This is a genomic window from Polaromonas glacialis, assembly GCF_000709345.1.
GTDB classification, from domain to species: Bacteria; Pseudomonadota; Gammaproteobacteria; order Burkholderiales; family Burkholderiaceae_C; genus Polaromonas; species Polaromonas glacialis.
In genome coordinates this window covers 2,166,038-2,180,941 of record NZ_KL448323.1, presented here as the reverse complement: position 1 = coordinate 2,180,941, position 14,904 = coordinate 2,166,038, and the positions used below count along the sequence as shown (strand labels likewise).

The following is a 14,904-nucleotide window of genomic DNA, read 5'->3' as shown; positions in this document are numbered from 1 at the left end:
AATAACCAAGCCGAAGCCCACACCATGATCGAATTCATCGACCTTAAAGCCCAGCAAGCCCGCATCAAGAGCCAGATCGACGCCGGCATCCAGCGCGTGCTGGCCCACGGCCAGTACATTCTTGGCCCTGAAGTGGCCGAGCTTGAAGAAAAGCTGGCCGCCTTCACCGGCGCCAAACACTGCATCACCGTAGCCAACGGCACCGACGCGCTGCAAATCGCCCAAATGGCGCTGGGCATTGGGCCCGGCGATGAAGTCATCACCCCCGGCTTTACTTACATCGCCACCGCCGAAACCGTCGCCCTGCTGGGCGCCAAGCCGATGTATGTCGATATTGACCCGCGCACCTACAACCTGAACCCGGCTTTGCTTGAAGCCGCCATCACCCCGCGAACCAAAGCCATCATCCCGGTCAGCCTGTACGGCCAGTGCGCCGACTTTGACGCCATTAACGCCATTGCCGCCAGGCACGGCCTTCCGGTGATTGAAGACGCAGCGCAAAGTTTTGGCGCCAGCTACAAAGGCCGCAAAAGCTGCAACCTCAGCACCATCGCCTGCGCCAGTTTCTTTCCCAGCAAACCGCTGGGCTGCTACGGTGACGGCGGCGCCATTTTTACCAGTGACGACGAACTGGCCAAAGTCATCCGCCAGATTTCCCGCCATGGCCAGGACAGGCGTTACCACCACATCCGTGTGGGTGTTAACAGCCGGCTGGACACGATCCAGGCCGCCATCTTGTTGCCCAAGCTGGCGATTCTTAAAGAAGAAATTGCCCTGCGCCAGCAAGCCGCCGAAAACTACAACACGCTGCTCAGCCAGGCTGGCATCAGAACCACCCCCTATATCGAGTCCCATAACACCAGCGTCTACGCCCAATACACCATTCGGGTCCAAAACCGCGAAGCGTTGCAGGAAAAGTTGAAAGCCTCCGGCATCCCCACTGTGGTGCATTACCCGATTCCGCTGAATCAGCAGCCCGCCGTGGCCGATGCTGCCGCTAAATTGCCCGTAGGCGACACCGTGGCGCAGCAAGTGCTTAGCCTGCCCATGCACCCCTACCTCAGCCCTGCAAACCAGCAAACGATAACTGTCGCGCTGCAGCAGGCAGGCGCTTGAACGTGAAGTATCAATGCTCAAGCGGGCAGGGCGAAGGCATAACAGATTTGCGCCAGGTTTATAAGCTAAAAGAGGCTCTAGCGCATATAGAACGGGTGCAAACAGCTATTAAATACGAAGCGAAGAGCGAGCATCAATGCTGGGCTCAGCCGTTCAACAGCCGCTTCTGTATCACCACCTGGGTCAGCCACCTGTGCACGTAATGCGCCAAAAATTCGATGCATTCTTTCGCCAAGGCTTTGTCAAGTCAGTTGGCGTATTGGTCGGTGGCACGGCATTCGCCCAAGCGCTAATGGTGTTGGTGCTGCCATTGTTAACTCGGCTTTATACGCCTGAAGATTTCAGCGTGCTGGCGGTTTACGCCTCCATTCTTGGCATCATTTCCGTCGCAGCATGTCTGCGACTTGAAATCGCAATACCTTTGCCGCAGCGCGACGAAGACGCTGCCAATCTGCTGGCTTTGGCACTGTGCAGTTCCGCCGGCGTTGCTGGCTTATCGGCAGTAATCATCTGGCTGTTTCCGGTCCAAATCGTCCAGTTGGTGGCCCAGCCAAAATTACTGCCTTACCTTTGGTTGTTGCCCTTGGGTATCTGGCTAAGCAGTTCATACGCAGCGCTGCAGCTTTGGACTACACGAAAAAAAAAATTCCCCGTCATTGCTAAAACTCGTATGACGCAAGCTATTGGCGGTGCGAGTACGCAAGTGGGCTTAGGCTGGGTGGGTATCGCGCCGCTGGGCCTGGTACTAGGTCAAATGATTAGCAGCAGTGCGGGCATTATTGGATTGGCACGTCATGCACTCAAACATGACCGTGTGGTGCTGCATTCTGTCGCGTGGTCTGAGATGCGACGCATATTTTTTGAATATGGGCGCTTCCCGAAGTATTCGATGCTTGAATCATTGGCAAACAGCGCAAGCGCGCATCTTCCGATACTTATCATAGCTGCAATGGTTGCCGGGCCAGAAGCCGGATTCCTGATGCTGGCAATTAAGGTGATGGCTTCGCCTATGAGTCTGATTGGTGCTGCAGTTTCTCAAGTATATCTCTCACGCGCACCAGAGGAACTTCAAGCAGGAACGCTAAGCAAATTTACAGCTAACACATTAGGTGGCTTGGCCAAAATCGGTGTTGGGCCTCTAATATTTGCAGGAATTTTAGCGCCGGTGGTATTTCCGATAATTTTTGGAACTCAGTGGCAACGTGCGGGAGAACTCGTCTGCTGGATGACCCCCTGGTTTGGCATGCAGTTTTTGGCTTCACCTGTTTCAATGACGCTTCATGTTACTAAAAATCAGCGTACCGCTTTGATTCTTCAAATATTGGGCTTAGTTCTACGTGTCGGTACAGTGGCAATTTTTGGCTATTTGGCACGAAATTTTATTATTGAATCTTACGCAATTTCAGGTTTTGTTTTTTATGTAATTTATCTTTGTGTAGTGATTAAAATCGCAAAAGTAAAAAACAAAGAACTTCTGCGTGCATTAATCCCCGCTATCGCGTTTATCGTATCTTGGACGTCTTTGGCCATATTAATTCGAATAGTATTGTAAAGATAGGTGTGATTTATATAGAGTTTTAAATAATGACTCGGAGACATTGGTTTATCAGTATATTTACTGGGTTCGAAACTATACCTCCATGTCTATTGTAAAATACATAAAATGGCTCTGGTGCTAGATTGCGTACTACAGGCAGTATTGTTCACCCAAAATTCCGGTAAATTAAATGGTTATTCTTAAATATAATGTAGAAAATATAGCCCATTTGGCTTTTATACTTTTATTCCCAGGTTTCTTTTTTTATCAGACTTTGATTGGTTTGGGAATCTTACCTCCAATTATCGGTGGTTATTTCTCGCCTGTATCGTCTATATTTTTCCTAATTCTCATATTTTTTTATATAAAAAAAGTTTTATCAAAAAGAAATTTAATTTCATTTGGAGATATATTTTTTATACTATTTATTATATATTTTATATTGATTGTTGTTATTAATTTTGGTCTAGGTGCAAATACAAAAATTGTGCAAAATCATGTTCTGAGTATAGTTCAACTTGTAGTAATTTTTTTAGTTTTCAGATTTTCGGACTTTGGTTCGAATAAATTTTTTATAAAAAATATAATTTCAATTTTAATAATGTCAGCGATAGTTTTTTACTTCTCGGATCAAGGAGTTTTCTTTTTAAGAAGTCAAAATGAAACTGATGAAAATGAGGCTTTAGCTAGTTATCAAGGGTTTGCCCGTTCCCTATTTGTTACTGTCATCGTTGTACTCCCTTTTTTAAAGAAAAATATTATTAGTGCTGCTCTAATATGTATAAGTATATTCGCGCTTTATATTAATGGCGCTCGCAGTGAGTTAGCGGCAACAATTTTTGCTGTTGTTTTGTTTTTGTTGGTTTCTTCAAGGCGTAAGGTTGCAATATTTACTTTGGGAATGATATTTTTAGGGTTATTGGCTTTCTATGAAAACAATCTAATTGAGCTACTACCAAATAATAGATCTTTACAACTACTTGATGCTACGGGATCCACTTCCTGGGTTGCCCGGCAAGGATTTTTATTATCTGCGCTCGCCTCCATATCTGAAAATCCTATTTTTGGGGACTATGGGAGTTATGCAAGAACTGGTGAGATTGGAAGTTATGCACACAATATAATGTCAGCATGGGTTGATTTGGGAATCATCGGATTTATTCTTTTAGTTTTTTCATTGTTATATCCAGTAGTAATTTTGTCACGGTATATTTTTTTTACAAGAAAAAAATCTGAAGAAATGTTGTTGGTATTTGTTTTGTTTGTTTCGACAACCTTTTTGTTGATCGGTGCGAAAAACTTTACTTACATGCTAACCGGGGCGGCATTGGGTGCTTATGCCCGTTTTGGCAGCTCAAATTTCCAATCAAAATTCTCAACAAGAGCCGTGCCTGGAATAAATCTGTCGTGACGAACATGCCAATACCCACTAGACTGCGGCTGCCAGGGTTCTTCTCAAGCACATGGGTGCGACCAATTGTTTTGACTATGCTGCTTGGGTGCGGTGCAGCTACGTTTCACGTACGCGCTGATAAGCCGATACCATCCCTTTTCCAATGTGGTGGTGAACTGGAAGCCAGCGTCTGGCGGCAATGGAGTGCCACAGGTAAAGAATACCTGGAAAAGCAGTTGATTGGCCGGCGATTGCTGGAACAGGGTGATACCTATGCGCTGTATGACATTGAGACGTTTTTTCACAACCTATTGGCGATGGCGCAACGCTGTCAACGCATTGATCGGCAGTTGGAGTTGGCTGAAGCCGTTAGATTGACTTATTCGCGACTGGAGCAAGTACCAACCGGGGAAGGGCAGGCATGGTTATGCCGGGGCGGCACTGTTTGTAATCCAAAGAACCGGCTGATCAATAGCGAGGTGATGCTGACCAGCGTGCAGTTTTTGGCTTTTGCAATCGATATCGGCAATAGCCTCGTACGCAGTGCAACGGCAACCCAGAGTGGAGCGTTTGCGGATGAAACCGGGCGCATCGCGGTGGAGCATTTGCAGCGCTGGGGAAGTTTGCAGGCACGTTCTGCATTAAGAGCCCGCATTGCTGCCAAACCTGGCGATGTGAAAAATGGTTCTTCAGCCCTGTTTCTTACGGACAAGGATCTTTGGCAAATCGCCATTTATGCAGATCTGGCGGGCGTCTTGGATCTGCGACCCTCATTAAGAGAAGATCTAAATCTTGATGAAGAAAAAACTGCTGTACTGCGTGAGCACTTGACGCTGCTGTTGAAACTATTCAGGGCAAGAACTACGCTCATGAACGCAAGAAACGCTGATGGCAAACAGGTGGTGGTGGCTGATTTAGATAGAGGATTTTGGAGATTGTATGCCGACAACCAATACGCCAGTTACAACGGCGTGGCTCCGCCCGTAAGTTGTGTGGAACTACCCGGTGATCTGGGACAAAAAAAAATACGACGAGGCGTAGACGCAAGCTCGCTACCAACTTCTGAAACGTTGGGATGGGACATTAGCCATGCACGCAGACTGATCCATTTTTTTAATGCAATTGATCGTAACCGGAGTGCCCTGATGAGCACATTTAGTCTGTCGGGTAATGACCTACCCACCCAGCAGGTTGTGGCCGCGTTTGCGCGGCAATTGACCATAAATGTATGGAATCAGAACACGGACTACCCTCTCTTCGCGAACTACTATAACGGGGTTAATGGGTGGTATCGCGTAGCTTATGACAATGGTACTGGCCGTTGCACTGAAGGGTATTCGCCGTATGGATTGTCAAATTCTTTCCCCTCTGGTGGTTATGCCAGTTGGGGGGTGTGGGATAGTAGTATAGATATCTTGAGTCGGCGACTTTATATGTTGACAAAATCAAATGATGATTATAATAAATTATTTATAAAAAAATATTACAAAGAACTTGGTGATGATGTTCGTGCCGATGTTCGTCAAAGGTATCAAATGATGTTTTGGCCTGCTTTAGTAAAATAAATGGTTGACTTTAAGGTGTTAACTATGACCATATATTTTGTAAATTAAATATTAATAATGAAAATTGTTCATGTTTCAACTGTGCATCCAAGAAATGACATTCGAATTTTTAAAAAAGAATGTAGGGCTCTTGTTGAGGCTGGATGGGAAGTGCATTTAATCGTTGCCGATGGATTGGGAGACGAACTGCATGAATCTATTATGGTGCATGATATTGGAAAAAGAAGTAATAATAGATTAGTACGTTTATTAATAAATACGTATCATGCAATATCTACAGCGATTAAACTAAAACCTGATATTATTCACATTCATGACCCGGAGCTACTTCTTTTTATTTGGCGGGCGTTATTTAGAAAAATTAGAATAGTGTATGACATACATGAGGATATGCGAAGGCAAATTTTACTAAAAAAATATATACCTAATTATCTTCGTAAACTGACTTCAGTCGTTTTTGGGATTGTCGAGGATGGTATATCAAGTAAATTATCAGCTCTGATTGTTCCCCAAGAGTCGATGTTGAAACATTATATTGAAATTAATAATGAGTGCATAAATCTGCCAAACTATGTTGATTTAAATTTGTACCCGCTGAAAAGAAAATTATTTACGCGCCCTGTTATTTTCCATGCTGGCGCGCTAACTAATGATAGGGGTCTGTATAACATGATTAATTTAGCAAATGAGTTGGCTGAAAGAGGTGATGTAGTTGTTGCTGGTCGATTGCCTAAAGACATACTGCCTTCTGCAATTGGTTTGATTAAATATATGGGTAATCTTGAATATTCAGATGTGTTAAATTGGTATGCTGATTCAAATATTGGAGTAATACTTTATAACAATGTTGGTCAATATCACATGGCGAGCGCTGTAAAGAGTTTTGAATATATGGCATCTTCCATGCCAATTTTGATGCCAAATTTTGGCGAGTGGATTGAGTTTAATATGAAAACTAATTGTGGTATAAATGTTGATGTAAATGATGCGGTTTCTATTTCTGCAGCTGTCATGTGGTTGGTTGAAAACCCAATAGATGCCGAGCGACTTGGTAGAAATGGACGTACCTGCGTTGAGTCGGAGTATTCTTGGCAGTCAGTTTCTGGTCGTCTTATTAATCTATATATAAATTTAATGAAGGAAAATAAATAGTGAACATGAATAATAGGACGATTTTGATTTTGGCACCTCATACTGATGATGGTGAATTTGGTTGTGGCGGAACGATCGCCAAATTGATTGCCGGTGGCAGCAGGGTGGTTTATGCCGCATTTTCGGCGGCAGAGCAGTCCGTTTTGCCACATTTGCCTCGCGATATTCTTCGGACTGAGGTTCTTAACGCCACGACCCATTTGGGTATCGCAAGTAAAGACTGTCTAGTATTTGATTTTGAAGTACGTAAATTCCCAGAATTCAGGCAGCAAATACTTGACCAAATGATTCAGCTGAATCGAGAATATGTTCCGGATATGGTTTTCTTGCCTAGCGTAAATGATACCCATCAGGACCATAATATTATTGCAGTCGAGGGTTTTCGTGCATTCAAGAGAACCACAATGTTGGGGTATGAAGTGCCGTGGAATAATCTTGATTTTCGTACAAGTTGTTTTGTTGCTTTTGATGAAAGTTGCTTGACAAAAAAAATTTCAGCGATTGATAAATACGAATCTCAAAAGGGTCGCACTTACGCAAATGCTGATTTTATTCGAAGCCTCGCAGTGACGAGGGGTGTGCAAGTTGGAGCAAAATATGCAGAATCTTTTGAGGTAGTTCGATGGATAATCAAATAATACTTAAATTAACATCGTCAGCTTTGGCGGCTGCGCTTGGTTTGAAAACGATGGGTCCTGATCTTCCTATCTTATGTGTTGCACCATTTTCTGCGCTGATCGAAGGTGCTTTGTGCTTTAGCAAGCACGCTATTAAAGAAGTAATACATAAACCCGTGACTGTAATTGTGGCTCTGTCTGACAATTTGGGTCCATCTGCCGCTATTCTTAGCAATAATCCACGACTTGATTTCGCCCGCGCTCTTGCATGGATTGATGAGCAGCATGGTATTGCAAGACCAACTGTGCCTCCAATAATTCATCCGACGGCCAAAATCGGGCGCGGAGTTGTTCTCGGCAATGGTGTGACGATAGGGGCAAATTCTATTATTCATCACAATGTAGTTATAGGAGACGGTGTTATTGTTGGTGAGCGCTGCGTTGTGAAGTCCTGTGCCGTTATTGGCGAGGATGGTTTTGGGTTCGAGAGGGATGAACACGGATTGCCTGTTCGGCTTGTTCACCTTGGCACAGTTGTCATTGGTAACGATGTCGAGATTGGTAGTTTGACGACGGTCTGTCGCGGCACGCTTGACGATACTGTGATTGAGGACCACGTCAAGATTGATGATCACGTCCACATTGCGCATAACGTAAAAGTTAGACGAGCGGCAATGATCATTGCTTGTGCAGAAGTGAGTGGTGGCGTGGAGGTTGGCGAACAGGCTTGGATTGGCCCTAATGCTTCGGTTATTCAAAAGGTCAAAATTGGCCCACAGTCAGTGATTGGAATTGGTGCGAATGTAATACGGTCAGTAGAAAGCGGGGCAACCGTGGCGGGCAATCCTGCAAAGGTGTTGGGGCGATAGTGCCCTGCGCATCTCCATCAATATTATTTATGAGTGATCTCTTTTGAAGCAAGTTTGGATTCTTAATCACTACGCGCAAGAACCGAGTGGAGCCGGTGGCACACGACATTTCCATCTTGCCGAGAATCTTGGGGCCCATGGCTGGCAGGCCACAGTGATCGCTGCTAGCGTGGATTTCAATAGTGGTCACCAACGGCTCGCATCACATGAAGCTTTACGGTACGAGCGAATTTTGGGCGTACCGTTTCTGTGGGTTCGCACCCCGGTGTACAAGGGCAATGGCGGTGGCCGCATGCTGAACATGCTTGCGTACAGCTGGCAAACGCTTTTGAGGCGAACTACCCGTCAGTTGTCTCGCCCTGATGTGGTGATTGGTTCTAGCGTGCATCCATTTGCCGCAGTGGCCGGGGTGCTACTGGCACGCCGCTTCAAGGTGCCCTTTGTCTTTGAGGTGCGCGACCTGTGGCCGCAGACGCTGGTGGATATGAGGCGACTACGCGATGGTGCTTTTTTGACATGGATGTTGCGTAAGCTCGAATCTTGGCTTTATCGGCGTGCCGCACGCATTGTTGTGCTCTTGCCGCAAGCCTGGGAGTACATCACTCCGTTGGGAATCCCTGCTGAGCGGATTGTGTGGATTCCCAATGGCGTGGACCTGTCCATGTTTCCACGTTTTGATCTAGAAGTTAAGAGTTCATCAGAGCCGTTCAACTTGATGTACTTTGGTGCGCATGGTCAAGCCAATGGGCTTGACAACGTGCTGCAAGCGATGAAGCTGGTCCAGGACCGGCAGGGTGATCAGCGCATTGTCTTGCGCATGATTGGGGATGGCCCTTTGAAGCCTGCGCTGATGGCTCAGGCTCAACAAATGGGGTTGACCAATGTGAGTTTTGAGCCACCAGTGCCCAAGAGCCGCATACCGGCGATTGCCGCAGAAGCAGATGGATTTGTTATTCCGGTGCCGGATTTGCCAAAGCTGTACCGCTATGGCATCAGTCCAAACAAACTATTTGACTACTTGGCCGCGGCCCGTCCCATCATCATAGCTTCCAATGCCGTCAACAACCCGGTAAAAGACGCGCAAGCTGGGTTAACTGTTCGCGCTGGAAAACCCAATGAATTGGCCGAAGCCATTTTGAAAATCGCTACATTGTCGATTGACGAACGTCAGCGCATGGGCCGCGCAGGTCGAGAATATGTTGAAAAAAATCATGGATTCCAGCAGTTAGCAGGCCGTCTTGCCCAAGTTCTAGATGATTCGATAAAAAGCTTCCATAAATGAATACCAATACAAGTGAAAGAGAAAGCTCCACTGCTTTTCAGGCCTTTGTTGACTTCACCCGTTCCATCTACGGCAACGACTTCATCCCCCTTCATCGCCCCGTCTTTGAAGGCAATGAAAAGCAATACCTGATCGACTGCATTGACTCTAACTTCGTCTCGTCTGTGGGCGCGAAGGTGACGGAGTTTGAGCAGCAGGTGGCGGCTTTCACCGGGGCCAAGTACGCCGTGGCCACGGTCAACGGCACGGCGGCGCTGCATGTGGCGTTGCAACTGGTGGGGGTGCAACGCGATGACGAGGTCATCACGCAGGCGCTGACCTTCATTGCCACCTGCAATGCGCTCAGTTACGCCGGGGCGCACCCGGTGTTTGTCGATGTGGACCGCGACACGCTGGGCCTGGGCCCGGCGGCGCTGCGGCAGTTTTTGGGGCAGCATGCCGAGATGCGCGATGGCTGCGCCTACAACAAGACCACAGGCCGGCGCCTGGCGGCCTGTGTGCCGATGCACACGTTTGGCCTGCCTTGCCGCATTGAGGAAATCGTCAGCCTGTGCAACGACTACAGCATTGCGGTGGTCGAAGACGCTGCTGAATCACTGGGCAGCTACGTGGGCACGCGCCACACCGGCACCTTTGGCAAGATGGCCACGCTCAGCTTTAACGGCAACAAGGTCATCACCACCGGCGGCGGCGGCATGATCATCACCGACGACGCCGACCTGGCGGCCCGCGCCAAGTACATCACCACCACGGCCAAGGTTCCGCACCCGTATGAGTTTGTGCATGACGAGATCGGCTACAACTACCGCCTGCCCAACCTGAACGCTGCCTTGGGATGCGCCCAGATGGAGCGCCTGCCTGAGTTTCTGGCGGTCAAGGCCGATGTGGCCGGGCGCTATGCCGGGTTCTTTGAGTCTCTGGGCATTCCCTTGATGCGCGCGCCTGAAGGCACGACCGCCAACTACTGGCTGGGCGCCATCGTCCTGGAGTCGCTGCAAGAGCGCGATGCCTTCCTGGCGTTCACCAACACCCAGGGCGTCATGACCCGGCCCATCTGGCGCCTGATGACGCGTCTCACCATGTTCCAGCACTGCCAGCACGATGGCCTGGCCAACTCCCTTTGGCTGGAAGACCGTGTGGTCAACATTCCGTCCAGCGTGCCAAACGGCGCGCTTCCTGCATTCAACCCCCAAGCTTTATGAACACCCTTGAATTGATTGGCCGCGACCGGCCGCTGTTTGACGCCGACGTGTCGCGCCACGAGCAACAGCTTTCTTCGCTGGTCGCTGGCGGCCGTTTCTTGGTCATTGGAGGAGCTGGCTCCATCGGCCAGGCCGTCACGCGCGAGATTTTCAAGCGCGGCCCGAAGGTGCTGCATGTGGTGGACATCAGCGAGAACAACATGGTCGAGCTGGTGCGCGACATTCGCAGCACGCTGGGCTACATCGAGGGCGATTTCCGCACCTTTGCGATTGACTGCGGCGGCCGCGAGTTTGAAGCGCTGATGCACGCCAGCGGCGGTTATGACTATGTGCTGAACCTGTCGGCGCTCAAGCATGTGCGCAGCGAAAAAGACCCGTTCACGCTGATGCGCTTGATTGAGGTCAATGTGCTCAACACCGTCAAGACCATGGAACTGGCCAGAGCCCGCGGGGCGCGCAAGTACTTTTGCGTTTCGACCGACAAGGCGGCCAACCCGGTCAACATGATGGGCGCCAGCAAACGCATCATGGAAATGTTCTTGATGCGCGCCAGCGAAGGCCTGCCGTTGTCCACCGCGCGCTTTGCCAATGTGGCGTTTTCTGACGGTTCGCTGCTGCACGGCTTTAACCAGCGCTTTACCAAGCGCCAGCCGATTTCGGCGCCCAACGATGTGCGCCGCTACTTTGTCACGCCGCAGGAGTCGGGCGAGTTGTGCCTGATGTCGTGCCTGCTGGGTGAAAACCGCGACATCTTTTTCCCGAAGCTCAGCGAACACCTGCACCTGACCACTTTCTCGGACATTGCCGTGCGCTACCTGAACGCGCTGGGCTACGAGCCGCACGAATGCGCCAGCGAAGACGAAGCGCGCGACCGCGCCAGCGAGCTGATCGCGCAGAAAAAATGGCCGTGCTACTTTTTCAGCAGCGACACCACGGGTGAAAAAGACTTTGAAGAATTCTTTACCGACCGCGAAACGCTGGACATGGCGCGCTTTGAAAGCATTGGCGTGATCCAGAACGCGGCCGGTTTTGACCTGGCGCGGCTGCAGCACTTCGAGGCCACGCTGGCCGCCATCAAGGCCCAGCCGACCTGGGACAAGGCCGAAATTGTTGACCTGTTCAACCACATGATTCCGGACTTTGCGCACAAGGAAACCGGCAAGTACCTAGACGCAAGGATGTAAGCCATGCAGCGATTTTTTGACATTGTTTTCTCTACCCTGGCGCTGCTGGTGCTGTCGCCGTTGCTGGTGCCCATTGCCATCCTGCTGCGCCTGACAGGCGAGGGTGAAATATTTTTTCTGCAGGACCGCGTGGGCAAGGGCGGCAAGACCTTCAAGATCTACAAGTTCGCCACCATGCTCAAGAACAGCCCCAGCGTGGGCACGGGCACGGTGACGCTCAGGAACGACCCGCGCATCCTGCCCATGGGCGGCTTTTTGCGCAAGTCCAAGATCAATGAGTTGCCGCAGTTGCTCAACATATTGAACGGCGACATGAGCATCATCGGCCCGCGCCCGCAAACCAGGCGCAGCTTTGATGCGTTCACCCCGGCAGCGCAGCACGCCGTGATTCAGGTGCGGCCCGGCCTGTCGGGCATCGGTTCCATCATCTTTCGGGACGAGGAAAACATGATGCACGGCCACCAGGACCCCGGTCATTTTTATGACCATGTCATTTCGCCGTACAAGGGCGCGCTGGAGGAGTGGTATGTGGCGAACCAAAGCCTGCGGACCTACTTCATGCTGATCGGCCTGACCATTTGGGTGGTGTTGATGCCGCAGTCCAAGGCCGTCGGTCGTGTGCTGGGAACGTTGCCAAAGCCTGGGGCAGAGCTGGCTCGGGCGCTGGGTTGAACGCCAGTACCAACGCAGTGGAAAAAATGAGTCAGGCGCATCTTTACCGCACCGTGGCTGAACTCCACATTGCCAACATCAATCAAGGCTTTTTGTCCACGCTGGGGCTGGGGTTCGTCTCGCTGATGTACCGCGCCATTGACGAAGGGGATGACAGTGTGTTGCTGGTGGCACGAGTCAATGGGCAAGCGGTCGGTTTTGTGGCGGGCGCCACGGGCATGAAGCCCATCTACAAACGGATGCTGCGCCACTGGCCGCAGTTGTTCTGGGCGTTGCTGCCGTCGCTGTTTTCACCCCGCCGGGTCTGGCGAATCATCGAAATATTGCGCTACAGCCGTGGCAGCGGTGGCACTAGCGGCACGGTGCTGCCTGCGGCGGAACTGCTCAGCATTGCAGTCGCGCCGGCATTTCGTGGCCAGCATCATGCTGAAAATCTTTATCAGGAACTTTGCGAACATTTTTTGCGGCACGGCCTGCCTGCGTTCAAGATCGTGGTGGGTTCTGCCCTGGCACCCGCACACAAGTTTTACCGCCGCATGGGAGCGCAGCCAGCCGCAGAAATCGAAGTGCATCAGGGTTCGGCGTCAACGGTGTATGTGCAGACGCTGCCTTGGGTGCCATAGGTGCCATTGCTGTCTGCAGGTGGCAATGCATGATTTTTAGTAACTACTTGGCTCATTGTTGAAACGTCTTTTTCCTACCTTCTGTCATTGCGGGCTCGACCCGCAATCCATGCGTGCGCAGTCAAATAAGCGTTAGATCCCAACCGCTACCTGGCTGTGGCTTGGTTGGGGTGCTGTGGATTGCGGGTCCCCGGATCAAGTCCGGGGCAGGCCCTGCCCGCAATGACAAAAGAGAAGGAGTCGACGACTTCAAGAAGAGGAAGCTGAGTAGTTACGATTTTTAAGTGTTTTAGGCCTTCTACGCACGCCTGGCGGGCGTAAGTAGCTATAAATTTCATAGTAAATTGACTGATTTATTCTTCTCGTCGAAGCTTCTTTCCACTTTCATACAGCCGCTCACTTGGGCGGCTGTTCTGCTTTTGCTGGCGATTTGGTGGGTGCGACGTCGGCCAGTGGCTGCGCTGTGGACTTTGCTGGTGGCGATAAGCCTGACGGCTTTGGTGGGTTGGATGCCTCTGCCCAATGCCGTGCAGCGCTCGCTGGAAAGTCAATATGCCATGCCCGCTGGACGCCTGACTCCGTACGTGGGGCTGGTGGTACTGGGTGGAGACATCGACGTGCCTCGCGGGGCGCATGACGGCAAGGGCTTTGTGTTGAGTGGTAATGGGCAGCGCATGACGACATCTGTCGCCTTGTCGCGCCAGTATCCGCACCTGCGGCTGCTGTTCACGGGCGGCCAGAGTGACATCATCGACAGGGGTATTTCCGTGGCAGATGCCGCACGGGCGTACTACGCCAGCGTGGGTGTACCACCCGATCGCGTGCTGTACGAGCGGGCGGCGCGTACCACTTACGAGAACGCCATCCTCAGCGCCTCAGTGCCTGGCGTGGACAAGACCGAACCGTGGCTGCTGGTCACCTCGGCGGACCACATGCCTCGCTCCATGGCTCTTTTTCGTGCAGCAGGTTGGAACGTCACACCTTACCCGGTGGATTACCGTGCCGTTGGTAATACACCTTGGACAGACTATTCACTGAGGCGCGGCGCTGTACGCTGGCGACTGGTGCTTCACGAGGTGGTGGGCCTTGGAGCATTTTCTGCTCTTGGGTTGGCAAGTTTTTAAAAGCAGTTTTTGCAAGACTCGCTCCAGATGCCCCCGAATCCGAATGACTCCTTCCCCCCCTCTGGGGGAAGGTTGGGACGGGGCTGGCGGAGGGCTTGCGCAACCGCTGTTCGATTCATCCCTGGCTGGCACGACCCACGAAGAAGTTACGGATACGGAAATTGCAAACGTGCCGGTTTCAAATGGCTGTCATTGCGGGCCTGACCCGCAATCCATGACCCCGCATCGTGCAACGAAGGCCATGGGAGATGGATCCCGGATCAAGTCCGGGATGACAGCGGCATTGACCAAGGCATGTATCCAGTCAAGTAAATAGACCTCTTGCGCACGGCTGGTATGCGCATACAGCTATAAATTCAGTAGCAAACCTGTCAGCCACCTTGCCCGTCGTGCTTTCCACTCGGAGTGATTGCGCCCTGGCGTTTCAGTCCGTGTTGCTGGATTCACGCTTTCGCGGGAATGACGGATGGGAAGTTGCTCACGACAACGAACGCCACCCCTGAGGCATTGGATGTCTCGCTTGTCGCCCCTCATTCATAAGCGCACATCAATCTGCTGGCACGCAATT

General features: G+C 50.6%; 13 protein-coding genes. All 13 read left to right on the top strand.

Going from position 1 to position 14,904, the window contains the following annotated elements; translation table 11 throughout:
* Positions 1–24 precede the first annotated feature (24 nt).
* Positions 25–1,116, top strand: coding sequence for a DegT/DnrJ/EryC1/StrS family aminotransferase (locus EC86_RS0110725; RefSeq protein ID WP_029525625.1), 1,092 nt, complete (start codon positions 25–27; stop codon positions 1,114–1,116).
* 202 nt (positions 1,117–1,318) lie between these two features.
* A complete protein-coding gene (locus tag EC86_RS0110720; RefSeq protein ID WP_029525624.1) occupies positions 1,319–2,668 on the top strand; it encodes a lipopolysaccharide biosynthesis protein in 1,350 nt (449 codons plus the stop codon).
* Between the two features lie 175 nt (positions 2,669–2,843).
* A complete protein-coding gene (locus tag EC86_RS28775; RefSeq protein WP_156955296.1) occupies positions 2,844–4,064 on the top strand; it encodes an O-antigen ligase family protein in 1,221 nt (406 codons plus the stop codon).
* A gap of 56 nt (positions 4,065–4,120) precedes the next feature.
* Positions 4,121–5,611, top strand: a complete 1,491-nt coding sequence (locus tag EC86_RS28770; protein WP_156955295.1) for a hypothetical protein — start codon at positions 4,121–4,123, stop codon at positions 5,609–5,611.
* 57 nt (positions 5,612–5,668) lie between these two features.
* Positions 5,669–6,763 carry a glycosyltransferase gene (locus EC86_RS27750; RefSeq protein WP_084181279.1) on the top strand — a complete coding sequence of 365 codons (1,095 nt, stop codon included), beginning with the start codon at positions 5,669–5,671 and terminating at the stop codon, positions 6,761–6,763.
* 5 nt (positions 6,764–6,768) lie between these two features.
* The gene (locus EC86_RS27745; RefSeq protein WP_084181541.1) at positions 6,769–7,401 is read left to right on the top strand and encodes a PIG-L deacetylase family protein; all 633 of its coding nucleotides are present in this window, start codon (positions 6,769–6,771) and stop codon (positions 7,399–7,401) included.
* Positions 7,386–8,249: a UDP-3-O-(3-hydroxymyristoyl)glucosamine N-acyltransferase gene (locus EC86_RS27740; protein ID WP_084181277.1), complete on the top strand. Its 864-nt coding sequence runs from the start codon at positions 7,386–7,388 to the stop codon at positions 8,247–8,249. Before EC86_RS27745 ends, EC86_RS27740 begins: the two co-directional genes overlap by 16 nt.
* A gap of 43 nt (positions 8,250–8,292) precedes the next feature.
* Entirely contained in the window at positions 8,293–9,531 is a 1,239-nt protein-coding gene (locus tag EC86_RS0110700) for a glycosyltransferase family 4 protein (RefSeq protein ID WP_029525622.1), read from the top strand.
* Positions 9,528–10,733, top strand: a complete 1,206-nt coding sequence (locus tag EC86_RS0110695; protein WP_051675856.1) for a LegC family aminotransferase — start codon at positions 9,528–9,530, stop codon at positions 10,731–10,733. Before EC86_RS0110700 ends, EC86_RS0110695 begins: the two co-directional genes overlap by 4 nt.
* A complete protein-coding gene (locus EC86_RS0110690; protein WP_029525620.1) occupies positions 10,730–11,917 on the top strand; it encodes a UDP-N-acetylglucosamine 4,6-dehydratase in 1,188 nt (395 codons plus the stop codon). Before EC86_RS0110695 ends, EC86_RS0110690 begins: the two co-directional genes overlap by 4 nt.
* Before the next feature lie 3 nt (positions 11,918–11,920).
* Positions 11,921–12,589 (top strand): sugar transferase, encoded by a 669-nt coding sequence (locus tag EC86_RS0110685; protein ID WP_029525619.1) that lies wholly within the window; start codon positions 11,921–11,923, stop codon positions 12,587–12,589.
* 26 nt (positions 12,590–12,615) lie between these two features.
* Positions 12,616–13,212, top strand: a complete 597-nt coding sequence (locus EC86_RS0110680) for a GNAT family N-acetyltransferase (protein WP_029525618.1) — start codon at positions 12,616–12,618, stop codon at positions 13,210–13,212.
* A gap of 344 nt (positions 13,213–13,556) precedes the next feature.
* Positions 13,557–14,336 carry a YdcF family protein gene (locus EC86_RS0110675; RefSeq protein ID WP_051675855.1) on the top strand — a complete coding sequence of 260 codons (780 nt, stop codon included), beginning with the start codon at positions 13,557–13,559 and terminating at the stop codon, positions 14,334–14,336.
* Positions 14,337–14,904 lie beyond the last annotated feature (568 nt).